The sequence below is a fragment of the Phycisphaerales bacterium genome (assembly GCA_029268515.1).
GTDB lineage: Bacteria > Planctomycetota > Phycisphaerae > Phycisphaerales > SM1A02 > JAQWNP01.
In genome coordinates this window covers 44591-69922 of the sequence record JAQWNP010000020.1, presented here as the reverse complement: position 1 = coordinate 69922, position 25332 = coordinate 44591, and the positions used below count along the sequence as shown (strand labels likewise).

Here is a 25332-nt window from a genome sequence, read left to right as displayed (position 1 = left end):
GTGAAGAACCATGGCTTAAAGATGAAGTTCCCAACCAGACCGATATCCGAAACGACGAACCAGCCGCCAGAGACAAGGTTCACCGTCTCAGAGGCCACTGGGCTGATCCAGTCCGCCCTAGCCTCTGGTCTGCCTGCCTCAATGGAGGTGGTGGGCCAGATCAGCAATCTGAGCAGTCGGAATCACTGGTTCTTCACCCTCAAAGACGAAGAGGCGACACTCTCCTGTGTGGCCTGGGCATCTGTGGCACGGTCGTTCACCATACAGCCTGAGGATGGTGATCAGGTGATTGCGACCGGCCAGATTTCACATTATGGACCGCAAGGTCGCACTCAACTATATGTGTCGAAAATCATGCCTGTTGGCGTCGGTGCATTGCAAAAGCGTTTTGAGGCGCTTTGTAAAGAACTGAGGGCGTCAGGTTATTTTGAACAGTCAATAAAAAAGCCGCTGGCAACTTTTCCATCTCGAATTGCAGTGATTACCAGTGCTGGTAGTGCCGCCATTCAAGATGTCATTAGTACTGCAGCAAAACGATTTGCGGGCGTCGAGTTGGTCATCGTTGATGTGCCGGTACAGGGCGCCTCTGCAGCCCCAGCAATTGCTGCTGCGATTTCACAAATGGACGCCCAGGCAGAAGCACGTGGGCTCGATGGAATCTTAGTGACACGTGGTGGCGGTTCAGTTGAAGATCTTTGGGCATTCAATGAACGCCAAGTAGCAGATGCGGTCTTTGCATGCCACTTACCGATTGTCGCAGCCATTGGGCATGAATCTGATACAACAATCATCGAACTGGTCGCTGATGTGCGAGCGGCGACGCCGACACAAGCGGTAATGTTGATGGTGCCAGAGCGTGATGCATGGCAGCAGCAGCTTGAATTCAATGCCCAGCGTTTGCGTCGTCTTGTTGAACAATTGATTGAACGAGGTAAGCAGCGACTGGCAGCAATCACAAGGCATGCTTTTTTTCGCGATCCTCAGGGGCAACTCCAGCCATTGCGGTCACGTGTTTCCTTATGTGAATCCCGCCTGACGCAGTCGATGCAGCGCCGTTTAGCGAATGCTCAACGGCAACTTGACCACCATCGGGCAAGGCTCGCCAGGCATTTACCAAAGACTCAGATTGCTGATCAGAAAGGGCAACTGGCCACCGCGACGGTGCGGCTGCGTCAGGCTGTTTCTCAGCGAATTGCCGGTAGTAAGTATCGGGTTATGGCGGCCTCTGGGCGATTGGACGCACTTTCTCCCAATCGCGTCTTGGCTCGTGGCTATTCACTGACCGAGGATGAACAGGGGCGCGTGCTTCGAAGCACGACAGGGTTGTCTGTTGGCGCCCGTCTGACCACTCGGCTGGCTCAGGGCAAAGTCGAGTCTCGGGTTGAAAAAACAACTGGCAGCGAGCATGCAGAGGATGCCTCAGCGGCGGTGGATTTGGGGGCGGGATCAAGAAAGCCAAGAAGGTCGGGATCGCCCCCACAAATGGACCTGTTTGACGGATCCAAGTAAGGTCTTCTCGGTCGTGGTCCACAATTCTGCTCTCTCACAAAGAGAGTCAAGCAAAGCGAGAAAGAGGAATGTTGACATGGGCAGTAGTGCAAAGCCCACATCTAAGAAGACAAAAAGCAAGCTCAAGTCACCTTCTTCACTGTCTTTCGAAGAAGCTGTCGCGGAGCTTGAGTCAATTATTGAACGCATGGAGGGCGGCGAAGTTGGACTTGAGGAAAGTCTTGAAGCTCACCGCCGCGGTGAAACGTTGATTGTCCGTTGCCAGGCCGTGCTTGATAAGGCGCAACAGAGTTTGCAGCAGGTGACACCTGAGACGCCTGGTACTGACACGACATCAGCCAAGTAAACAAATATTCAGCGGCATCATTCGCTGAACCGTCGAAAGAGAGTAACGAATCAAGTGATCGCCTATTCCATCGGAACCTCACTGTTGATGTTCCTTCCAGGGGCGATTTTTGTATTTCTGTTTGGCGCTTGTGTTGGAAGTTTTCTCAATGTTGTGATCTACCGACTTCCGTTAGGCCTCACACTGACAACGCCATCAAGCCGCTGCCCAGTGTGTGGTGTTCAACTGAAGTTTTTTCGTGAGAACCTACCGATCTTGGGCTGGTTTATTGTGAGGGGAAGATGCCGCACTTGTCACGTTAAGATCAGTCCTGTTTACCCACTCATTGAGTTCATTGTGGGACTGCTTTTTCTTGGCCTCTACGTCATCTACTTTATGGTGGACTCTTCGACCGCCTTCTGGGGTGAAATTGGTGGGCCATGGTGGAGTTACAATCAGTTTTATCGAGCATGGCCAGCTTTTTTAGCCATCGCGTTTCTGATCAGCGGGCTTATTGCCATGACGGTGATTGATGCCCGGACCTACACCATTCCCATTCAGATTCCACTGTTTATTACAGCGGTGGGTCTTGTGGCAGCATTCATTCAGCCGCTGACTTCACGGCGTTTTAGTAACTTTGAGCAATGGCCGCTGCCAGGGGTTGATTGGTTCTGGTTCGCAATCGCCATGGGAGGTTGCTTTGGTGTTGCTGTCGCCTGGTGCCTGCTTCGATTGGGTATTACGAAGTACAGCTTCAGGGACTATCACGAATATGTAGAAGAAGGTGACACCCTTGGCGATTATCCCTTTGCCAGGCGGGAGATGGGTGTCGAGACCCTCTACCTCTGCCCAGTGATTATTGGGCTCGCCATTGGTCTGGTGGTTGGTCTCAGTCTGAACCCTGGGCTCGTGCCACCGGTCATCCTTCAGTCCATTGGCGGCAGCGTCCTGGGCTATTTAGTTGGCGGTGGGGTGGTTTGGGCCTTAAGAATCTTCGGGACGCTGGCCTTTGGGCGTGAGGCAATTGGGTTGGGTGATGTGCATCTTCTGGCGGCGGTTGGAGCGGTGCTTGGCTGGTTTGATCCCATCCTGATTTTCTTTATCGCCCCGTTTTCTGGCATTGCATGGGCGGCTGTGTCGATGGGGATTGCAGGCGTGTTTAAACGACCACGTCGAGAGTTGCCTTATGGCCCACATTTGGCGGTCGCTACCTTGGTGGTGATCATCTGTCGGGGGCCAATTGAGCGGGTTTGGATGGTCATGTTTCCGACCATTGCATATCCGAAGGCTGAGCTAGTTCACTCGCCAGAAATGGTGGGGCAGGGCCGAGTGGAATTTGAGGGTACTGGCTTTCAGAGTAATGATTTGACGAGGGGGGTTAGATTTTAGACAGTGATCTCTAACAACTGGGTCGATGGAGTGATCTTGTTGTTTTTTACAGGCGGCTAAAAAAAGGAATTGACCGCATGCGGATGTTATGGAGAACTAAGATTGGATGTTTGGCAATTGTTGTTGGCGCAAGCGCACTGACTGGTTGCGATCAAAACAAAACTGACGAGAATGCTCTTCTAATGGACGAGGTGAGCACACTTCGTACGGCCCTGAAGGATGAGAACTCGGCGCATCGACAAGAGGTTACAGAGCTCCGTGAAGAGCTTCGTGCTCTTAGGCAGCAGCCAGCAGCTGAACCCCAGGCAGCAGGAGCCAATCCATTTGATGCCATTCCTGGTGTGACGACTCAGGTCACCGATAAGCAGATCACAGCGTCGATCGCATCGGACTTGCTTTTTGATTCAGGGAGCACGCGTTTAAAATCTGCGGCCAAAAGTTCATTGGATCAGGTCGCTTCCTTGCTCAAGGGCAACTACAACGGCCAGTACGTTCTAGTTGCAGGTCATACCGATACAGATCCCATTCGCAAGAGTGGGCATAAGACCAATTGGCATCTCGGTTTCGAGCGCGGCTTTGCTGTGAGCGAGTACTTGATATCAAGAGGTGTGCCTGCAGACCGCATTGGTATAGAGAGCTATGGGCCGTATCGCGGCAAGGGCTCGAAGGCGAAATCGAGGCGTGTCGACATTATTGTCGTCGCGGGTTAAGCCTCTTCTGTCACCTCTTGGTGCTTGTTTCATTCCCGTGTAGGAGATGGTTTCTGTTGTTGCGCTCATGTTTCGGCATCCGTGCATATGATGATGGCCATGAATCAAGAAAAACACATTGAGCGTCCTTTCAATGGGACGCTTTTTTCTGTCGAAGTGGCGACATGGTCTGATGAGCAGGGCAGGCCGGTGCGGCGTGAGATGGTGCGCCATCCAGGAGCCGTCATGATTGTGCCGCAGTTAGACGATGGCCGCCTGGTTTTGATTCGGAACTATCGGATTGCCCCTGATCAGCGGCTTTGGGAGTTTCCTGCAGGCAAGCTTGAGCCAGGCGAAGCACCTCTGGTAACAGCTCAGCGTGAGTTGGCTGAGGAAACTGGTTACCAGGCCTTGCAATGGGATGGATTGGGCACCTTTTATACCTCCCCAGGCTTTGCCGATGAATTGATGCATGTCTTTCTTGCCCGTGGCCTCACAGCGGGTTCGACAGCGCTTGAGCCAGGAGAAGATATTGAAGTCATGGTGTTGCGGCGCGATGAAATTGATCAGCTTCTGTCCCAAGGTCAGGTGCAGGATGCCAAAACGCTCGCGGGTCTCTTGTTTTTGCAACGATTTGAGTCGATGGAGCCTTCGCCATGAATTGGGAAGGCCGTGAATGGGCCAGTGGTGGTTCTTCATCACCGCGGTTTAACGATATTTGGAGCTGGGCTCTCAGCATCGGAACGATTGCAGGCATTCGCATACGTCTGCATTTGATCTTTATTATCTACATTGTTCTTGAACTCATCCGTTCTTTAATTGACAGTGGTTTTACATTGCCGACTGGCATTATGCTGGCCATGTTGGCCTGTTTGTTCGTTGTCGTCTTGGCGCATGAATTTGGGCACTGCGCGGGAAGCCGACTGACTGGTGGGCAAGCAGATGACATTTTGATGTGGCCACTGGGTGGGCTGGCTTCATGTATGCCAGCAAGCAACTGGTCGAGTCGTTTTTGGACAGTCATTGCTGGTCCACTGGTCAATGTTGCCATTTGTATTGTCACGATTCCATTGCTCGGTTTTATCACGGGGCAGTGGTGGGGTGTGGCCTTGCCAAACCCGTTTTTAGGAACGGGTTTAGAAACAGTGATCAGCCTATCGTGGGTGTACGTTGGTTTATATTTAATCAATTTAGTCAGTCTGATGCTGTTGGTATTCAATTTGATACCTGCTTATCCACTTGATGGTGGGCGACTGCTAGAGTTGTTTCTTGCTCGACGTATGCCAGCCATTCATGCCAAGCGTCTTGCTGTCCGCATCGGTTTGGTAGCAGCAATCGCACTCGGAGTGTTTGGCGTGGTGTTCATCGATATCGGTGGTTGGACCGTTGTCATTATTGCCGTGTTCTGTGGTCTGACGAGTTGGCAAACTCTTAAGCAGTTAGAGATGGCTGACGAGGCAATGCTGGATATTGGTTATGAGCAGCCCGTCGATGCTGGAGCAGAACGAAAGCTACGCCGTGTTGCAGCTCAGCAAGCGCAAGAAGCGAAAAAGAAAAAGGCACACAATGACAAGATCGATCTGATTCTGGATAAAATTGCCAAAGATGGCTTACATTCACTCAACGCGCGTGAGCAGCGTTTGCTTCAACAAGATACGGATCGCCGGCGAGCCAAAGACGAGAGAACAGGTGGCAGATGATTGGATCACCGGGTTATACAGTTAAGCGTAGAATGGGATCTACGAAGAATGGTCACTCGACTTCAATTGAGGCAATAGCAGTTTATTAGTATGGGTATCTACGATCGAGACTATTTGAGAAGTCCTGGGCCAAGGCGGTCCGCAACTTCTCGCGGACCTGGCCAAGCCTCCCCCAGAGGCTTGCGTTCAGTCAATACATGGTTGATTCTGATTTGTGTCGCCGTCTATTTGCTTGGTCTGGGACTTGAAGAAGCTGGTTTAAAACGTTGGGCCCCAACGGGATCCATACTATTGGTGCAAGGGCTGCCGAGCCTTAATGATGTTGATTATGAGATCAGCAGTACCGTCGAGTTAGCGCCGGGAAATCTTGGGTACGGACATCCGATCATTGAAAGGCAGACCCGTCAGGTACTCGGGTACCAATTGGTACTCGGCAATAGGCCCGTTAATCCGTTGATGGAGTGGGGGCACTTTTCTACGAGTCGTGGCTTTTTAGGCTTCGAGTTTTGGCGCTTCATTGGATTTCAATTTCTACATTTTGACTTCAATCATCTCTTGTTCAATATGATTGGACTTTTCTTTTTCGGTTCAATCGTGGAAGCCTACCTCGGAGGTAAGCGTTACCTGGCGTTCTATATTTTGTGTGGCATGTTCGGCGCCATCTTGTACCTGTTTCTTAATCTCGGTGGTTATATCGTTGACTTGCTGTGGCCAGGTTTCAATGTGCCAGGGCTCTTGTTTTATTCAACAGATACGCCGCTTATCGGTGCGTCTGCTGGTGTCTTTGGAGTCTTGCTGGCTGGGGCGTTCTTGGCACCAAAGGTGACGGTGCTTCTGTTCTTTATCATTCCAATGAAACTCGCCCAGTTGGCCTGGGGCCTTGTGATACTCTCAATTGTGTGGGTCCTGCTGGGCAAAGGTAATGCAGGCGGTGAAGCGGCTCACCTTGGAGGCGCAGCTGCAGGTTTTTACTTCATACGCCGGCCACATCTCTTGCATGGTTTCTTTGACATCTTGGGGCGTGTTGATCCAACGTCACGTAGTCGCTTAGATCGCACTGTTGATCGAGCCAAGATTGATCGGGTCCTCGACAAAATCTCACGTGAAGGAGTTCATGCATTGACGTCCAAAGAGAAGCGTTTGCTGCATGAAGCCTCTGATCGTCGTCGCGATAACACGTAAGAGTGGTAGAGCCATGGCCCAGGCACTTTCATTTTCAGTTGAACATCAAAGTCATTCTTGCGATGCTCGCGTGGGGCAGGTTCAGACACTTCATGGGGCCTTTACGACGCCGGCTTTTATGGCTGTTGGGACGCGTGGGACGGTGAAAGGTCTGCTTCCAGAGCAGCTCCGCCAGGCGGGTTGTGAAATTGTCCTAAATAATGCGTATCACATGATGCTGCGGCCTGGTGATGAGCTGGTTCGAGACTGCGGCGGTGTGCAGCGCTTCATGAACTGGAATGGGCCCATATTGACGGATTCAGGTGGGTATCAGGCCTTCTCGATGGCGGATATCAATTCAGTCGATGACGAAGGGGTCACATTCAAGTCAATCATTGATGGGGCATCAGTTCATCTCGGCCCTGAATCTTCAATGGCCGTCCAGAATAATCTGGGAGCAGACATCATCATGGCCTTCGACGACTGTCCGCCAAGTGTCGACCCTCAGGAATCTGCGGGTGTCATACGCCGTATGGGTGGCTCAGTTGGCCGGGGAGATCAGGTGAATCACGCCCAGCGACTCCAGATTGCCCATCAGCGGACTGTGGCATGGCTTGAGCGCTGTGTGTTGGCTCATCGGCGCGCTGAAGAACAGTCTCTTTTTGGAATCATCCAGGGCGGCACCGATCTGGATCTTCGCTCAGCGAGCGTTGAGGCGATCTGCAATATCGATTTGCCCGGGTATGCCATCGGTGGCGTGGCAGTTGGTGAGGGGCCAACTGAGATAAGAAGAGTCGTTGAGCACACGGCACCTCTATTGCCATCGGATAAGCCCCGTTATCTGATGGGCGTGGGCTATGAGGCTGATTTGTTGGCCGCAGTGAGGGCTGGGATTGATATGTTTGATTGCGTGTTGCCGACTCGTAATGGCCGCAATGCCAATGCATTCACCCGTAAAGGCCCACTTAGGCTCCGTAATGCAGCTTGTAGGCATGATCAGTCGGTCATTGAGCCAGGCTGCCAATGTGTGGCATGTCGGCCATCTACGGGCCATCAGGAGGGTGGATTCAGCCGGTCTTATTTGAGGCATCTTTTTATGGCCCAGGAGATGCTTGGCCCGATCTTAGTCAGCTTGCATAACATCCATCACTTTCAGAGCCTCATGCTGGACATCCGGGAGGCGATCAAGGAAGATTCCTGGTCTTTACTCTATGAGCGATGGCCGGTCCTGGATCGGAAGCGTGGATGTCAGAATGAGCCAGCCTAACTGGCATTGAGGATGCGTCCTGCGGCGCATCGTTTTAACCCGAAATAGCTTTGTCCTTCTAAAGGATAAGAAACGAGCCTCTCTATGATTAGTTTGCTAAATCAAATGCCATCCGTTCTTGTGATGTCGGCTGCTGTACCGACGCCGGGCGCTGCGCCTTCGGCAGGTGGGGCGAGTGGTACAGCAGTAGCTCCAGGTGTAGCGGGAGCCCCAGTCGCGGCGCCGCAAAGCGCCTTTGGCGGTGGCGGCATTTTTATCTTTATGTTGCTGGGACTGGGCGTGCTGTTCTTCTTTTCAATCATGAATCAACGAAAACAGAAGCGACAGCGTGATGACATGCTCCGTGGTATTCAAAAACATGATCGCGTCCAGACCATTGGCGGTGTGATTGGTTCTGTCATGGAAATTAAACCTGAAGTCGTCATATTGAAAGTGGATGAGTCATCTAATACAAGAATCTCATTTGCAAGAGCGTCTGTGCAGCAAGTACTAGACGCAAGTGATATTGCAGAAGAGCAGAGCATCGAAGACCTGGAGGAGGAGACGGTTTCTTGAGCGTTTATGGTTCGGTACCGTCCGGCAATTCGTCCAAGTGAGCGGTTGATAAATCATGCAGAATATGGGTTGGAAGATCATCCTGATTATCGTCATAGTGGGCGGTAGCTTTTGGGCCTTGATGCCACCATCTGAGAAGATTCGATTAGGTAAGGATCTTCGCGGTGGTGTGAGCTTGGTGTATTCGGTTGCGATGCCGGAAGACGTCACGCAGCAACAGTCACAACAGATGCTTGATCAGACCATTAACGTTCTCAAAAAGAGAATTAATCCCAATGGTGTGTTCGATATCTCGATGCAGCCTCAGGGTAGTAGTCGTATTGAAATTGTGATGCCCTTGCCGACTGATGAGGTCAAGGCGCTTGGGGATACGTACCGAGAGGCTCTTGAGGCATTCATGTCTCGGGCTGAAGTTGATCCCGTTGAGATTGATGAAGCATTGCGCCAAGGGAACCTGGTTGAGAAATTTGGTGGAAGTGCAGGATCTAAGCGAAGTAATCTGATTCGTAATCTGCAGCAATCCTATAACGATCGAGCTGAGGCATTCGAATCCTTGCAAGCGATGCAGGCTGATAGCAGCACTGACGCTGCAACAATGCGCCGAACTCAAGCTCAGGCAGCCGCAGCAGAAGTGACCTTCGAGGATCTCTATGATCAGTTGCTGTCACAGCACCTCGATCGAGGTCGGGTTACCAAAGCACTTCAGCTTTCGACGAAGAAGGGTAATAGTGGGCAGACTGATGATGCTGGCCAGCCCATCATGACGCCGTCGCCACGAGAACGAGAACTTAAGGCGATTTCTGAGGATTACCCGCATCTCAATGCCAAACCAAAAGCGGATGACGCTGACAAGCAACCTGCTCAAGGTGGTCAATCACTAGACGATCTTGTTTCATCGTTTGATACCTATCAATCGAAGCGACTTGGATTTGATGACCCAGAAGATCTGATGCGTCTTCTTCAGGGTGCAGGTGTGTTGGAGTTTTATATTGCTGTCATGTCGAGCCGGCCTGAGGGCGTCAACATTCAGCAGATGCGGGAACAGCTCAAAGAACGCGGGCCGGATAATACCGAGTCGCGTGTGGCCGCTTGGTTCCCCATCGAAGATCTAAAGCAGTGGTATGACAAGCCATCTGAGCTTCAGAGCTTGCTCGCGAATCCAGAAACATATTTTTCAACCACGCGGCAACTCGTTGCCGCTGAGCGTAATGGGCAGTTCTATCTTCTGCTCTATACCACTGATCAAGAGAGTATCACCCATCAAGGCGATAAGCAGTGGTCAATCCTGAGCGCTGGGCCTGCCAGCGACCAACTCGGTCGTCCTGCTGTGTCTTTCCGCCTTGATCAAAGTGGTGCCGGGTTAATGGGGCGACTGACTGGTGCTCATACCAAAGAGCCGATGGCAATCGTGCTCGATGGTGCCGTTTATTCAGCACCTAACATCAATAGCCAGATTACAAGCAGCGGTATTATCCAAGGCAGCTTCTCGCAATCAGAGATTAATTACCTGACCCGAGTTCTTGCCGCAGGTTCACTCGAAGCGGCGCTGAGTGATCGGCCTATCTCTATCAATATTCTGGGGCCTTCATTAGGCGCTGATAACTTGACCCGCGGTGCCTGGGCATTTATTGCTGCGTTGATTGCTGTCGGCATCTTCATGATTCTCTATTACTTCTTCTGCGGGTTGGTTGCTGATGCGGCGCTGATTTGTAATGGCCTGATCATCTTTGGCGTGATGTCGATGATTGATGCAACCTTCACATTGCCAGGTCTTGCTGGCATTGTGTTGACCATCGGTATGGCAGTGGATGCAAATGTGCTGATCTACGAGCGTATTCGTGAGGAACTTAGAGAGAACGATAATGATCTTCGCGCTGCAATTCGAGAGGGTTACCGTAAAGCTTTTAGCACCATCATCGATGGCAATATTACGAATCTCATTGTGTGTTTGGTACTTTGGAAAACAGCGACTGCTGAAGTTCAAGGATTTGCCACAACACTTTCAATTGGTATCTGTGCAACGCTCTTTACCGCGCTCTTCGTGACCCGAGTCATCTTTACTTTGTATGCCTTTGCTCTGGGGATACGGACTCTTCGAATGTTACCAATGGTGGTGCCAGCGCTTTCGCGGGCACTCCACCCCAATGTGAACTGGGTTCGTCTTCGAGGCGTTTTCTGGACGGCGAGTATTTGTGCAGGCGTTGTCTCGGTGGTGTTGATTGTGAGCCGTGGGGCCGAGCTTTTTGACACCGAATTCCGCGGCGGTGTCACACTTACGATGCGCACACGTCTGGCGACATTAGACGGTGATGCCTCCTCAGATCGACTCCTGATGCTGCATGTCGGACCTGATTCGGTGAATCAGCGTGTCAAATCCTTAGGCGACACTGATCCAGCAAGTCAAGACCAAGCAGTTTCGGAAGCCAAGGCAGCCCTTGCGCAGGCTCAAGAGAAGGCCTCTCAGGCAACTGAGGAGCAGGCTAAGGCAGAGGCTGATCAGATGGTGAGCGAAGCTCAAGCCAAGCTGGATACAGCTGAGGCAGAGCAAACGCGCCAGCGTATTCTGCTACAGATGCGTAATGCAAAGGTGCTGACTGTCGGTCAGACAACATCAGGGCCGCAAGGTGTCGAGGCAGATAGCTTTCAAGTGAAAGTTGCGAATCCGCCTCAGATTAGTAACGAAAAAGATATTACGAATGCGATCAAGAACGCTTTAGTTAAAGAGTTTGCATCTGAGCTCGATATTTCACCGTCATTAAGTTTTCGTGATCAGAATATCGATGCAGAGCAAGCGGTGCGTGAATATACATTCCGTATTTCGAATCGCATGCTTGGGAAGAATATCAACCGGCCCGATATAACTGATCGAGTTCGCGGTGAGCTTGGTGGCGTGGCAGTTCTTGTCGAAGACATTGCGCCACCAGTCCAGCTCGATGATCTTGAAGAACGACTCGATCGAATGCGACGCCAGCCGGAGTTTTCACAAGTTGCTTCAGGCCGGTTGGTGGAAGTGTTTGGTTTAGATCAGGCAAAAGATGGTAAGGGCTATCAATCAGTTGCAGTGACGATTTATGACCCGCAGATGAGTTATGAGAACACCAGCACTGAAATCGTTGATAAAAAGCTGGCGTTGATGGAGTGGCAGATTATTCGCGAGGCGTTGAAGAGTGAGACGAGCTTCGAGCAAGTAAGTAGTTTCTCCTCAGCGATTGCCCGAACACTCAAGGCAAATGCAATTGTTGCTGTAGTGCTTAGCTTCCTGGGTATTCTTTTCTATATCTGGATTCGCTTTGGCTCACTTCGCTACTCTCTGGCTGCAATTGTGGCTTTGGTTCATGACGTGCTGATTACGGTCGGAGCAGTTGCTTTGACGGGTTATATTGGTGCAAAGACGGTCGCTTCCGGCGGCCTGCAGCTCGAGGCAGTTCAGATTGATCTTGGTGTTGTTGCTGCATTGCTTACGGTTATTGGTTACTCGTTGAATGATACAATCGTGATTCTTGATCGTATTCGAGAGAATCGTGGTAAGTTGCCATTGCCAACACTTGCAGTTGTTAATAACTCAATCAATCAGACAGTCAGTCGTACGGTGTTGACATCATTTACAACGCTGCTTGCAGTCATGATTATCTTTGTTGCCGGCGGCACTGGAATTCGACCATTCGCATTCTGTCTGCTCGTGGGTATCTTGGTAGGGACGTATAGTTCAATTGCAATTGCATCACCGATCGTCTTTTCACGCCGCAACCCATCATCACCAGAGGCTGACGGTGATGTGGATGGTGATGGTTATGAGGCACCACCTGCGCTGAGTGCTACGAGCGGGTAGTTGGTCTGATACATTTTATGAAACGTCAAAAATGCTCGCGAGTTTTCTCGCGAGCATTTTATTTTGGACTGATTTGGTTGTCTTGTCGATGTAGTACTTCGGTGGGGTAGTTCAACAATGGAGTTTATGTATGACGACTGGCGCCAAGCTCACCGTGATCCTGGCAGTAGCACTTGTGTTGCTTGCTGTGGTTTATTTCCTGGTCTTTGTTCCTCAAGGGGATTTGCCTATCAGAGCAGTGGACCCTCAGATGTCGGAAGGGCAAGTGCAAGATGCTGCCATTCTCGGCACCGATGCGACATTGCTGGAAAATTCTAGGGCAGTACCAGCAGCGGCGGTGATACCGCCAGCAACGCCGATTTTGGCAACGCTCATGCCTCCGACTGTGGCGTTGGCCACCGTGGGGGGACCTTCCTCAAATGTCACATGGCAAATCGTGTCATCAGCTGAAAATGACGAAGAGCCAGCTTCGGAATTGGAATATTATGCCACCAGTCGCGTTTCTGAGACAACTGGCGGACGCGTGTCAGCGGTCGTGTCTAATCCAGGTGCGTCGATCGAGATTTCAAACACGGCAGTCACGGGGCGTCTTTACACCATTAATCCAGGGGACACGCTCTCGGATATCTCTCTCGCGTGGTTCGGTACGTCACTGCGCTGGCAGGACATCTTAGATGCAAACCCTGGACTCAATCCGAAGCGGATGCGGGTTGGGCATCGGATTACGCTTCCTGCAAAACTCCAGCCAGCTTCTCCTGGCCGGCGCGTTGCATCCGCCCCACCCAAGGGGGATTTGCCTGGCATCTACACTGTTCGATCTGGAGACTCTCTGACAACAATTGCCCAGGATAAGTTGGGTTCAATGCGGCAATGGCGCCTGCTCTGGGAGATGAACCGAGATGTCATTGGCAGCGATCCTGACAATTTGAAGGTCGGTATGCACCTGAAGCTTCGACGTTAGGGAAGCGTGTACGTTAATGGGCAGCCCGAGCCCATTGCAGATTTTGCTCTAGGTGTGCCGCATTGAGGCTTCCCACAACCAGAGTGGAGACGCCAGGTACAGAGAGACCTTCTTCGATCGCAGTCTGTGGCTCTAAGTGCCCGCTTCCAAGGGGCTTCTTAACCAAAACGCCGACCCCTTGACTGGCCGCCTGGTCAATTAATTGGCGGGCCTCAGTTTGTTCTTGGTTGTATTCGACCATCAGCGTGTCCGCCCATTCCAATGAAGCGAGAGCGCCCTCAATGGTTTTTCCGGAGAAGCCAATAAAGCGAGCCTTACCCTGCGTCTTGAAGGTGTTGATGGCTTCAACAGCATCGGTTTCATTGAGTATGGCCATGTCATTACCATCAGAATGAATGTGGAGCAGATCGACAGTCTCGGTTTTTAAAAGTCGAAGACTTGTCTCAATGCTGGAAACAAGGGTTGCCATAGAAAAGTCATATGATGATTTACCGTTTGCGAACTGCTCGCCAATTTTAGTCGCAAGAATGTACTGGTCACGTCGATGAGCAATAGCATCGCCGATGCGCTGTTCAGAAACGCCATAGGCAGGTGCTGTGTCAATAAGATTGATGCCTAGGTCAAGCACGTTATTAAGCAGCTTGTTCGCAGTCTCTTGATTTGGCAATTGGTAGGCACTTGGATACTTGATGCCCTGGTTGCGTCCTATCTTGAACGCACCAAAAGCAATAGGGCTTACCTGAAGTCCGGTTGATCCTAGTCGTTGGTGATCCACTGCAGTGGTGTCTCCCAGGGTGGCATTGCAATATCAGGTCGAGGCCATTTATCACGGGCAGGAATATTAATACTGTTGGCAGGCGTTAATAAACTGGTATTGGTCAGTGAAGTAACTACTTTTTCTGCCAAACGTGGCGCTAGAACCATTTTTGTTGGCCACGCGGTGATGACATTACCACGTCGGTGTACGCATGCGTCACTTGGTCTGTGGCCACGAAAGCGTTCCTCAGCACGGTCGACGCGGTAGGTGGACCACTGAGTGCCAGTGGGATCAAATGCTGGAAGTATCTTGGACAATTCTTGTATAGCGTGTTCAACAAGTGATGCTGTTTCCATATTCACGCCTTGTTCTGCGATCTGACCACCCAATTGCCAAATATTTTGTTGGCGAAAGTCCTGTGTGGTAGTGATCGTGACTCTGGTGCGACCTCCGTCAATACAGTGGCCGTTGAGACGGGGGAGGTTCCCCTTTGCCACCACCATGTGAAGAGGTCGTCGTTGCAAGGTTGCTGCATCGAGGCCAACAACGCGCCTTAAAGCAGCATTCCCTATGCCAGCTGTAAAGATCACATTTCGCGGTTCCAAGTCTAATGGTTCACCAGTATCTGGATTCATGAGGCGAATCAGACGAACCTGTCCTGGTTCCGAGCAGACAATTTCAAGTCCAGAGTTAGTATTGATACGCAGTATGCGATCATTCATCTGATCTGCCAGATCAGCGATAAGACTGGCAGGTTCAAGTACCTGCTCGTCGAGTCGATAAACCTGACCAGGGCAATTGTTGAGAATTTCAGGCGTTGCTTCATGGGTCAAACGCGTGGGTGATACTTTTAGCATTGCTCGGGCAGAGAGCATACTGAGACGGCTCTTGAGTGATTGTGTTTGCCAGAGATAGCAGAATTCTGCGCGCATGCGTGTATTGCTGATCTTTGGGTGCTGTTCTCCTGCCAGACACCGCCGCCAGACTTGAGGTAAATTAGAGACTTGCCGAGCAGAGCGGGTCACCAGACCACTGAGGGAGTATTTAAAACCACCGTGAACAATCCCTTGCGAGGCGACTGTTTGCCCACGACCGAGCTCATGAGATTCAAGAAGCACAGCTGCATGCCCCAGCTTTGTAAGATGCGCCAGCAGCCACAAGCCAGAAACCCCGCCTCCGAAGATGACCGTGTCGATGTTTGATGTGGTAGATTTAGGAGGCATAAGAGTGCATCGTCGGTATCGCTGTGATCATCGTCAAGACGATATCAAGCCATTTTTGCTTATTAGCGTTAAGCGAGTCGATCAGGCTGGTCATTGTCGGACTTTTTGCCCTTGATTGCTGAAGATAGGTTGATTTGGTCATGGAAGCTCTCACAGAACTTGAACCGCTGTGGCCTTTAATCAAGAACTCTGGGTGTGAGCCGACACTGGCCTATTGGTTTGGGTATCTTGGCCCTGCTCATTGATAGGGAAAGGAATTTTGCATGCGTCACAAAGTGGTTCTTATTCCAGGTGATGGTATTGGCCCAGAGGTTGCTCAGGCGGCTCAGGCTGTCCTTGATGCCACTGGAGTGAATATCGAGTGGTTTGAGCATCAAGCTGGCCTAGGGGCAATCGATGCAGGCAGTGATACCGTATTACCGCAAGAGACGATGCAGGCGATAAGAAATCACGGCGTGGCTTTGAAGGGTCCTTGTACAACGCCAATTGGAGATGGTTTTTCCTCAGTCAACGTGGCGTTACGGAAGGGGCTGGATCTCTATGGAGCTGTACGGCCAATTCGGAATCTGAAAGGCTTGGAAACACGTTATTCCGATGTTGACATTGTTGTTGTTCGAGAGAACACAGAGGGACTCTACGCCGGTATCGAGAATGTTATTAAGGCAGGCATTGTGACCAGCATCAAGCTCGTGACAGAAGAGGCTTCTCGTAGGATTGCACGCTTTGCTTTCGAGTATGCGATCAAGCGTAAGCGATCAAAGGTCACAGTCTTTCATAAGGCCAATATTATGAAGGCCAGTGATGGCCTATTCATCAAATGTTCGCGTGAGGAGCATGAGAATTTTAGTGACCAAGTTGAATATGAAGAGATGATTATTGATGCTGCCTGTATGAGGATTGTGCAAGATCCCAGCCTCTTTGATGTGATCCTCTGTGAGAACTTTTATGGAGATTTGCTTTCAGATTTAGCAGCGGGATTTGTTGGCGGTATCGGGGTGACACCGGGCGCAAACTTTGGCAAAAATTGTGCAGTATTCGAAGCAGTTCATGGTTCTGCTCCTGACATTATGGGTCAAAACAAGGCAAACCCTCTGGCGTTAATCATGACCGGTGTCATGATGCTTCGATATCTAAACGAAAAAACGGGTGATGCTCAATGCGAGGATGCGGCAAACCGTGTTCGAGACTCGTATAGCGCATGTCTTGCGGCGGGTCAGAAGACGGCAGATCTTGGTGGAAAACTCACAACCAGTCAATTTACTGAAGCTGTAATCGATAGGATTTAGGCGAAAATTCTGTGTTAGAACCAACGCAATGGACTCTTCCTGGCGCCGATAGCGAGCTTATACATGGCGATTGTCATGTCCCTGTTGGGGACCCTCGCGGTGTTATCGTTCTTGTGCACGGTTTCAAAGGCTACAAAGACTATGGCATGTTTCCGGTTATTGCGCATCACTTGTGCAACGCGGGTTTTATTGTTCACCGTCTTAATCTCAGCCATAGCGGTATGCGCGAAGGCACGGAATCCTTTGAGCGGCCTGATCTATTTGAATCCGATACTTGGAATAAGCAGGTCTTTGATTTGCGGACCGTCATGGATGCGATTGACACAAGTCAGTTAGAAGGTGCCGATTTACCGCTGATTTTGATTGGTCATTCTCGTGGTGGGGTTGCAGTACTTTTGGCAGCGGCTCGGGGGACTCGTGATCTAGGGCAATTGCAACCTTCAGCAGTCATCACGATTGCATCGCCATGTGTCTGTAATAGTTATTCGCCAGAATTCTGTGACGAGTTACTTAAGGTGGGTTGGATGGCATCCCCATCCGCTCGTACCAAACAGGAACTTCGAGTTGGGGCATCCTTTATTCAGGAGCAGCTTGATGATCCTGAAAGTCACGACCTTGAGCAACTGATTCAACAGTTGCCCTGTTCTGCACTGATTGTGCATGGCCAGGATGATAAGGCCGTGCCGGTGGAGGCAGCTGAAGTTCTCTCTCTTGCCATTGAATCGGGTGGACAATCCGCAACATTGGTACTGCTGCGGGATGGAAATCATGTCCTCAATACCCCGAATCCGGCATCGATCGAGGAAGCCCCGAGTCCCCAGCTCTCAGCTTTTTTGTCGATGGCAGGACAGTTTCTTGATGCTCAGCTCCCAAAAAGACGTCCTCCTTCTGGTGGCTCTGTTGGACGAAGGCAGATGTGGTTTCAATCACCGTGGATGTTGCTGTGGGTGATCGTGGTGGTTGGATTTGCGGTACGCATTTTGACTGGCGCTATGGTTGGCCTTGGCATTGATGAATCTTATGCGGTGAGCACATCTCGTCATTTCAGTCTTAGTTACTTTGATCATCCGCCAATTTCTTTCTGGTTGTCGGGTGCAAGTATGTATCTCTTTGGATCAGAGGCAGCCGCTGTCGTGCGACTGCCTTTTATTGTGCTCTTTGCGATGAGTACAGTGGCCATCTTTCTTCTGACACGTCATCTCTTCGGTGCTTGGGCGGGCGCTTGGGCAGCCCTTTTGCTCAACTGTAGTGCCGTGTTTTCAATGAGTAGTGGTGGCTGGGTACTTCCAGATGGCCCATTGATTTTTTTCTTGTTGATGTCAGCCCTTTGTATGGCTGTGGTCATCCTTCCGAAGCAGCAATTGTCACAGATCGCAATATGGGGATGGTGGATTGCGGCAGGGATTTTTCTTGGTTTCGCAATGCTCTCTAAGTATCACGCGGTTCTTTTTGGCGCTGGTGCGTTGTTATTTGTTGTTTCTTCGCCAGCTCATCGACGATGGCTGCGTCACCCCGCGCCCTATGTTGGTGTTGCCATTGCGCTACTCATGTTTATGCCAGTGGTGCTATGGAATATTCAGAATGAAGGTGCTTCCTTTGCCTATCAAGGTGGGCGTGCTGCAAATCAGGGAATCCGTCCAGATCGTCTGATGACCAATATTTTGGGCCAGATGGCATTTATCTTGCCTTGGATTTGGGTACCACTGATTGGAATGTTGTGGCTGGGTTTGCGAGCGGGAGTGCGGCATCCGCAGAAGTGGTTTTGTGTCTGCCTCGCAATTATTCCAATCCTCTTATTCACGAGCGTGTCTGTGTGGGGTTCCAGAGCATTGCCACACTGGCAAGCGCCCGGCTATTTATTTCTCCTGCCAATACTGGGTGCTTGGGCCACACTTAAGATCGCCGGCTTTGATCGCGGCGTTATCTACTGGCTCCGTTTTTCAGTGGCGGCTATTTTGCTTGTCATGATCGGTTTGGCGGTTCATGCGAAAACAGGACTGTTTGTGAAAATTGCTCCATTTATATTTGCTGAGAAAGATCCCACTGTTGATGTATTGGATTGGACGCAGCTGGCCAATGTGCTTGATGAACAGGGGTATCTGGATCGCGACGACCTATTTATCGTGGCGCCTTACTGGATCGATGCAGGCAAGATTGACTATGCGCTTCGTGGTCGCGTGCCAGTGCTTGTGTTCCACCCTCATCCAAAGCACTTTCTATATCGGTACGACCAGAAAGATTTTTTAGGGAAAGATGCTGTTCTGATTGGGCTGCAGGACAATATGCACGATGCGGATACGCGCCTGGGGCCTTACTTCGAGTCACTTGGTTCGGCGCGGACGCTGCCTCTTAATCGAAGTGGCCAGCATGTTCTCGATCTGACCATCATTGATGCGCAACGCTATCAACTGCCATACCAGTTCTAAATACTGACTTCTGTTGTCTAGGATGATGCTAAGGTTGGTCGCTGATCTGTCGTGCTTGTGATATCTCGGGACACCTCAACCAGCGGCGGCTCAGGTCGTTCCTCAACCTCTTTTACATTGGCCTCAAGAGCGGTGGATGCGATCACCCCATTAGCTCCAACATCCTCAATTCGTACTGCCACACGGCGAGAGATACCTCGTTCTTGCATGGTGACGCCATAAAGTGAGTCGCAGGATCGCATGGTGTGTTTGTGGTGCGTAATGATGATGAAGTGGCTTTTATCTAAGAAGGGCGAGAGGTTGCGGCAGAATCTCTCGACATTCTTGTCATCAAGGGCTGCGTCAACTTCGTCAAGAATACAGAAGGGCGATGGCTTTGATTTAAATATTGCCATGAGAAGTGCGACGGCGGTCATTGCTTTTTCACCACCAGATAATTGGCTGATGACCCGAGGTTCCTTGCCGGGTGGTTTCGCTTTGACATCAATACCAGATTCGAGGATATCAATCTTGCCGTCTTCATCTGGGACGAGTACAAGATCGGCGCTGCCGCCTCCGAAGAGTCGGCGGAACATTCCATCCTTGCTCGCAAAGTGTTCCCGAATCGCCTTGAAACTTTCTTCAAACCGCTCGCGACTGGCTGTTTCAAAGTGTTCAATCAGTTCCTCGAGTCGGGTTCGAGCATCATCGAGATCAGTGACTTGGCCGATGAGATCTTCATTGCGGCGATCTAGTTCATCTTCTTCTTGGATTGCATCAATATTCACATTTCCGAGTTTGCGTAGTTCCAGGCGTAGCTCATCAAGTGTGACTTGAGCTGCTTCGCGATCAAGGGGTTCGAAATCTTCTGATGTTCGCTTGACTTCATAAGAGGCGTACTCATTTGGAAGGTTCATCTCCATCTCTTCTAGGGCACGCTCCTCAATTCCTTCTCGCTTAATTTCAGCTTCACGGCGGCTCATCTCAATTGCGTGATAGTTTCGGTCAATCTGACTGGCCTTTGTCCGGATCGACGCAAGATGCTCAGCGAGTTGTTCCATTTTCGTATTGAAGTTCGCGAGTTCTGTTTGAAGCAGGGCAGAACTGCCTGCGAGATCCTCAATTTGGCTTTTGACATCAGCCTCTTCTTCGACAGCCTCTTGAATGGCGCCTTCGTGCTGTTCGATCTGGCTTAATCGCGTGTGGGCTTGCTGAGTACATAGCTCAAGCTGGCGATTGGTCTCATCTTTGGCACTTTGCAAATGGCGGCGTTCACGTCGGTTCGATTCATGTTTTTCGCGAGCCTGGCCAAGATCAATCCGCGATTGTGTGAGGTCGTCTTCGGCTGATCGGGTTTCGGCAACAGCTTTTTGAAGCGTCTCTTCGGCTTTTTCCAAATCAAGTCCGGCCTGTTTGTGATTTTGGTCGAGTTCGACCAATTTCACTGTGGCTTGACTATGTTCCTGCTTGAGCAGATTGCAGCGGACGGCATGCTCATTGAGTTCACCTGCTGTTGAAGAAAACTCTCGCCGTATCCGATCAAGTTCATCAGTGAGACGCTGCTGTTTATATTGCGTGTCAACGACGTCCTCACGAGCTTGGTTAAGTTGGGCCATCACCTGGCGATGCGCATCCTGGGCTTGCGTAGATTCCTCGGAAAGGTTGCTGAGGCGTCGATCAAGTTCATCGATGTGATCATCGATTGAAGTTAACTTGCGATTGAGCTCACCCATTTCAATTCTACGGGCGAGCCAGCCGTCTCGTTGCTCCCCACCTTGTTGTGAGGCCAGGCGAATGCGCCCATCAGCTTCAACTAAGTCACCATCGTGGGTGACGAATCGCCAATGACGGTGGCTGTGACTCAGACGTAGTGCGTGCGAGATTGAGTCCGCAATTGCGGTGGTACCAAGCAAGCGTCTGAGTGGTTCAGTTGCAATAGAATTAGCGTGAATCAATGACATCAGCGCCCGTGTGCCCTCAGGTGGCTCTGGGAGTTCCTCTGATCTGACTTGTATCGGTGAAATAATCTCAACCGGACCGGTCGCTTGAATCGCGTTCTTTACAGATTCAATTGTATTGGTGTCTTTTACAACGAGCAGTTGAAGGTTGCTGCCAAGGGCTGCTTCAACCATATTGGCATGTTGGGTGTCGATTTCAATGGCATCTGCGAGCAGGCCTTCAACACCATCAAGGTTCGCTTCAAGAACATGTTTGACGCCTTCGCCAAGACCTTCTCGAGCAGTATGCATTTCCTGTAGGAGATGGAGCCGTGATCCGATGGAAGCTCGCTGATGTCTTGCGTCTGCGAGTTGCGATGCAACAGCTGCATGCCGATCGCTTAGCTTGGCAGCCGCTTGATCGTGGTTCTCAAGATCTGATTCAAGTCGAGTGACTGTTGAGCGAGCACTATCTTGCTGGTTTGCCAGTGACTCTTCTTGGGCAGCCGTTGCTTTTAGTTGTCTTTCGATCTCACTATGTCGTGCCTCAAGTCGCTGAATCTGGTCGGCAATGGCGTCGATATGACTTTGTGCTGAATCAGCCTGCGCTCGCCAGTGCCCTCGGTCATGAACGACGCGGTCTAGATGTTCGCGAGCGTTCTTGACCTCGCCTTCTTTGGCGAGCAATTCTTGTCTGCGGACTATTCCAGATTCAGTGAGTTCGTTGACTTCCTTTTGGGCTTGTTCAAGGCGATGTTCGCTTGTTGTCAGTTCTTGTTGAGCTTTTGTTGCTTGAGTTTCAAGCTCATCAACGCGTTGTTTGAACTGGGACTGCCTCTGTCGTTCTTCATCGAGTTGGTGTTGGATTTGGGCGAGTGCCTTACTCGTGAGCTCGCGACGTTGCGTGGCGTTTTGGCTATTGGCCAGCAGTTCTTGGTGACGCCGGTCTAAATCTCGCTGTCGTTGGTGTCCTTCGTGGCGTTCGAGCTCTGCATCTTGTTTGCGTTGTTCCGCTTCCTGTACGCTACTAAGAGATTGATTGCGTTCTTCCTCAAGTGAGGAAATTTGGCTCGTGAGGCCTACCAGTCGCTGGCACATCTCGTGGTACTGGTCCAGCGTGAGCTCTGTTCGCAATTCGCTGGCTGATGTGTCTAACTCAATAAAACGTTTGGCTTTGACGGCTTGATTCTTAACAATACGAAGTCGTCGCTCAGTACTTGCTAACTGCTCGCGAACACGTATCAGGTTATTCTCAGTTCGTTCGAGCTTGCGTGTTGATTCTACGCGGCGTGCCTTGAAGCGGGCGACGCCAGCGGCCTCTTCAAACAAGGCGCGTCGTTCCTGGGGATTGGCTCGAAGCATGGAATCAACACGGCCCTGCTCAATGATGGAGTAGGCTTGTGTACCGATGCCGGTGTCCATGAAGAGCTCTTTGATATCGCGCAAACGGCACTTTTGTCCGTTGATGATATATTCGCTGCGTCCATCTCTAAAGAGTCGACGACTGACGGCGACCGTTTCGGCATCAATGCCAAGTGCTCTCTTTTCAGAAGGATTTGCGGCATCAGTCTTGATAACTGGGTTATCGAAAGTCAGTGTCACAGAGGCAGCACCAAGTGGCTTGCGAGCTGCGGAGCCACCAAAAATGACATCCATCATTGCTTCGCCGCGCAGGCTTTTTGCACTACGCTCGCCAAGTACCCACTTAATAGCATCGACCACGTTGGACTTGCCGCAACCATTTGGTCCAACAATCCCTGTGATTGGTTCAGTAAAAGAAAAATCGGTACGATCGGCGAACGATTTGAAACCGGCGATCGAGATCTGGCTCAAGCGCATGCGGCATTGACCTCCTGTCGTGTTCGGGGTCCATCCTGGTACCCCCACCCGCTGATGCGGCTGAACTGTTTCGTCACGACTTTTATTCCCACGAGCGGTCGGTCGTAACGGTCTAAAATTATCCTCCCCAAGAACACCCACGGTGCACAACCCCTCCGTTTGGTTACTACATATGATATCGGTGAAATCGAGCAAGTGTGTTGCGAAAACTGAGACATAGTCTGGATGTCGTTACTGGTATTGGTCAAAGCTGCTTGCCTACTTATCGTGGCACATTCCCTCTGAGGGAATCATCTACGATTGGGCGAATAGGTGCAGCTACTGGCTGATTGGTTGGTGGCAAGATTTCAGCCTGTAGATCTTCAAGCCCCGGTGTGGTGCTCAGTTGGTCACTGGTCGGGCCATTGAGGGGCGTTGGCTGGTAGACATCAGAGACCCATCGGCCACCTGGGCTTGTGGTTGCCTGGTTGAAGTCAGGCCGCGCGGTCACCAGCGGATCACGTTGATTACGTCGTATTTCAGCAAGAATTCGATCCTGTTCAGCCTTGAAATCACACAGAACTGCCTGCTCTCGCCATAAGCTATGAAGTGCATTGATTGTTTGGCCATAGGTGAGATCGAGGCCAGGATGGGTTTGAGTGACATCCATCCCACTCCCTAAGAATATGGTTAGGTCTGCCACGCTATTTGAGAGTGCCTGTGTGCGTGGCAGATGAGCAGCTGATGCACGAAAAAAGACCTCGACCTGGCCGCGATCAGAGTCTTCCTTCATCTCCTCGGTGCCCACTAATGTACTGGCCCGACTGGTCTCACTTGGCGACTGAGCATTCTGGGAGAGTGACTTGATCATCAGTCGATTGGCCCAGGTATTGAAAAGCACGGGCGATACAAGCTGTAGGTCATCGGAGAATATCGCGATTCTCGGGAAGCCTGTCTGAGCAATGTAGATCATGGGCTTCTTTGAGGGGACGACATCAAGGATGAACTTCTCTGCAATGATGCGTCGGTGAAGACGGGGGTCATTGCGTTCAGCAAGAATTTCGTAGGCAGCGAGCCGAATATCGACATCATCATCATCTAATAATTTATACAGAGCTTGATTGACCGAGGGATCAAATGGGAGGTATTTGAAAAGTAATATGGCATCGAGACGGTTTTGAGCAGCGCCACTCTGTGTGACTTCGATGAGATGGTCGATGACGGTAGCGTCTTGGAGCTTGGCGCCAGTGGTCAGGGCTGTCATCCGAATTGGCTCTTGCGGATGGTCATAGAGCTCACGCACGGCAGGCACTGATCGCTCGCCAAGTGCTTCCCATCGCCATGCGGCAATATCGGTATACGATGGATTGGCGACAAGGTATCGCTTGGTTGAGTCGGCGACGCGGTCGGTTTGGTTATGCCTTAATGTGGTATGGCGAACGAGTTCAATAAAATGTACCGAGTCATCACTTTGAGACGGTGGTACGGTCAACTGGAGTGCAGTTTGGCTGATCCCCCTTGATGTCGGTTCTGATTGGCCAGGTTCCATTGGGAAACGACGGTTGATCGCATCGCGGATCATGGTCGCTCTGGCATGACTGGGGTTATTGAGTATGAGCTTCAATGGCATGTCAGTCAGCACTTCGCCACCGTTGAGAATCGTACCCACGGTGAGGCCTCCGCCACGTCGTGATTCATCGGGATCGATAAATGGATTGACGAAGAGGTCGCCATGTGCCTGTGCCAGTGCTCTCGCTTGTCGGCTGCCAGTGCGAAGCGGACCTGGGCGAAGTTCAGTGGTATACAGACGCCCGCCAGACAGGCTGGTCGTCGAGCTTCCAGGCAAGATAGAAACACGGACATCAAAACGCGTTCCGTATTGTGGCTCATCAAGCGGGGTGGTTGGATCATGGCGGCCAGTTGAAGCCTGAGGGATGACACCCTCAACCAGGACGACTGCTGTGTCCTTGGAATCGAGCATTTTCTCTGGAGAGATATGTCCCAGCCCCATTGATGTTTGGCCGACACCCAATCGTGACATCTCAGCAATCATGTGGGCTCGGACTTGAGCAGGAGAATCTTGCGAGCCGGTATCGTTGAGGCCAACCACAAGCCCATAGCCCCGAACCACAAGAGGTTGATAGCCTGGTGCGTCTTCGGGGGAATAGCCAACGATCCGAGTTTGCTCACCAACAGTGCCGCGCATGATAGGTGGTAGATCTGACGCGTTGACAGCATTGGCTCGCGTGGTTGCCTTGCCTGGATCGGTCCGCTCAATGCCATCACAGGCAGTCAGTGCCAGGCAGTTACCAAGGGCAAGAATGCTCAATATCGAATTTATTTTTGGCCATTTAAAGCCCATAAGTGATGTCCTCAGGATCATCCGCGGCCAGATCTAGGATCTTGATCGTTGAGGATATCCGCCCTGAGGGGCGCTCTCAATGTTCGTTATGAAAAGACCCTGCTTTCATGCGACTCAGCAAGGCAAAAAAGGCACTTTTATATCCAAAATGATCGTTTA

At 51.1% G+C, this 25332-nt stretch carries 17 protein-coding genes; 13 read left to right on the top strand and 4 right to left on the bottom strand.

The genetic code is table 11. The annotated features are described in order from the left end of the window. The first annotated feature begins 21 nt into the window (after positions 1 to 21). From xseA to P8J86_13010, 11 genes are all read left to right on the top strand, one after another. Complete coding sequence (xseA, locus tag P8J86_13060) at positions 22 to 1509, top strand: exodeoxyribonuclease VII large subunit (GenBank protein ID MDG2055620.1); 1488 nt, start codon at positions 22 to 24, stop codon at positions 1507 to 1509. Between the two features lie 76 nt (positions 1510 to 1585). Then, positions 1586 to 1855: an exodeoxyribonuclease VII small subunit gene (xseB, locus tag P8J86_13055; protein MDG2055619.1), complete on the top strand. Its 270-nt coding sequence runs from the start codon at positions 1586 to 1588 to the stop codon at positions 1853 to 1855. Positions 1856 to 1909: 54 nt separating this feature from the next. Further along, entirely contained in the window at positions 1910 to 3223 is a 1314-nt protein-coding gene (locus tag P8J86_13050) for a prepilin peptidase (protein MDG2055618.1), read from the top strand. A gap of 83 nt (positions 3224 to 3306) precedes the next feature. Next, on the top strand, positions 3307 to 3933 hold the full coding sequence (locus tag P8J86_13045) for an OmpA family protein (GenBank protein ID MDG2055617.1): 627 nt from the start codon (positions 3307 to 3309) through the stop codon (positions 3931 to 3933). 99 nt (positions 3934 to 4032) lie between these two features. Then, on the top strand, positions 4033 to 4572 hold the full coding sequence (locus P8J86_13040; GenBank protein ID MDG2055616.1) for an NUDIX hydrolase: 540 nt from the start codon (positions 4033 to 4035) through the stop codon (positions 4570 to 4572). Continuing rightward, entirely contained in the window at positions 4569 to 5612 is a 1044-nt protein-coding gene (locus tag P8J86_13035) for a site-2 protease family protein (protein MDG2055615.1), read from the top strand. The genes P8J86_13040 and P8J86_13035 overlap by 4 nt, the downstream gene beginning before the upstream one ends. A 90-nt stretch (positions 5613 to 5702) precedes the next feature. Further along, positions 5703 to 6794 (top strand): rhomboid family intramembrane serine protease, encoded by a 1092-nt coding sequence (locus P8J86_13030; GenBank protein ID MDG2055614.1) that lies wholly within the window; start codon positions 5703 to 5705, stop codon positions 6792 to 6794. After that, complete coding sequence (locus tag P8J86_13025; protein ID MDG2055613.1) at positions 6760 to 8040, top strand: tRNA guanosine(34) transglycosylase Tgt; 1281 nt, start codon at positions 6760 to 6762, stop codon at positions 8038 to 8040. The genes P8J86_13030 and P8J86_13025 overlap by 35 nt, the downstream gene beginning before the upstream one ends. 84 nt (positions 8041 to 8124) lie before the next feature. Continuing rightward, positions 8125 to 8595, top strand: a complete 471-nt coding sequence (gene yajC / locus P8J86_13020) for a preprotein translocase subunit YajC (protein ID MDG2055612.1) — start codon at positions 8125 to 8127, stop codon at positions 8593 to 8595. Positions 8596 to 8650: 55 nt separating this feature from the next. After that, a complete protein-coding gene (gene secD / locus P8J86_13015) occupies positions 8651 to 12424 on the top strand; it encodes a protein translocase subunit SecD (GenBank protein ID MDG2055611.1) in 3774 nt (1257 codons plus the stop codon). Between the two features lie 130 nt (positions 12425 to 12554). Further along, entirely contained in the window at positions 12555 to 13385 is an 831-nt protein-coding gene (locus tag P8J86_13010) for a LysM domain-containing protein (GenBank protein ID MDG2055610.1), read from the top strand. 13 nt (positions 13386 to 13398) lie between these two features. Here P8J86_13010 and P8J86_13005 read toward each other — a convergent pair whose 3' ends face one another. Both P8J86_13005 and P8J86_13000 read right to left on the bottom strand, forming a co-directional pair. Continuing rightward, positions 13399 to 14160 carry an aldo/keto reductase gene (locus P8J86_13005; GenBank protein MDG2055609.1) on the bottom strand — a complete coding sequence of 254 codons (762 nt, stop codon included), beginning with the start codon at positions 14158 to 14160 and terminating at the stop codon, positions 13399 to 13401. After that, the gene (locus P8J86_13000; GenBank protein MDG2055608.1) at positions 14142 to 15365 is read right to left on the bottom strand and encodes an FAD-dependent oxidoreductase; all 1224 of its coding nucleotides are present in this window, start codon (positions 15363 to 15365) and stop codon (positions 14142 to 14144) included. Before P8J86_13000 ends, P8J86_13005 begins: the two co-directional genes overlap by 19 nt. A 263-nt stretch (positions 15366 to 15628) precedes the next feature. Between P8J86_13000 and P8J86_12995 the strand changes: the two genes are divergently transcribed. Both P8J86_12995 and P8J86_12990 read left to right on the top strand, forming a co-directional pair. Then, positions 15629 to 16651 (top strand): isocitrate/isopropylmalate dehydrogenase family protein, encoded by a 1023-nt coding sequence (locus P8J86_12995; protein MDG2055607.1) that lies wholly within the window; start codon positions 15629 to 15631, stop codon positions 16649 to 16651. Between the two features lie 11 nt (positions 16652 to 16662). After that, positions 16663 to 19077 (top strand): alpha/beta fold hydrolase, encoded by a 2415-nt coding sequence (locus P8J86_12990; protein ID MDG2055606.1) that lies wholly within the window; start codon positions 16663 to 16665, stop codon positions 19075 to 19077. Positions 19078 to 19094: 17 nt separating this feature from the next. Here P8J86_12990 and smc read toward each other — a convergent pair whose 3' ends face one another. Both smc and P8J86_12980 read right to left on the bottom strand, forming a co-directional pair. Beyond that, complete coding sequence (gene smc, locus P8J86_12985; GenBank protein MDG2055605.1) at positions 19095 to 22832, bottom strand: chromosome segregation protein SMC; 3738 nt, start codon at positions 22830 to 22832, stop codon at positions 19095 to 19097. A 262-nt stretch (positions 22833 to 23094) separates the two neighbouring features. Further along, complete coding sequence (locus tag P8J86_12980) at positions 23095 to 25173, bottom strand: flagellar basal body P-ring protein FlgI (protein MDG2055604.1); 2079 nt, start codon at positions 25171 to 25173, stop codon at positions 23095 to 23097. Between the last annotated feature and the right edge of the window lie 159 nt (positions 25174 to 25332).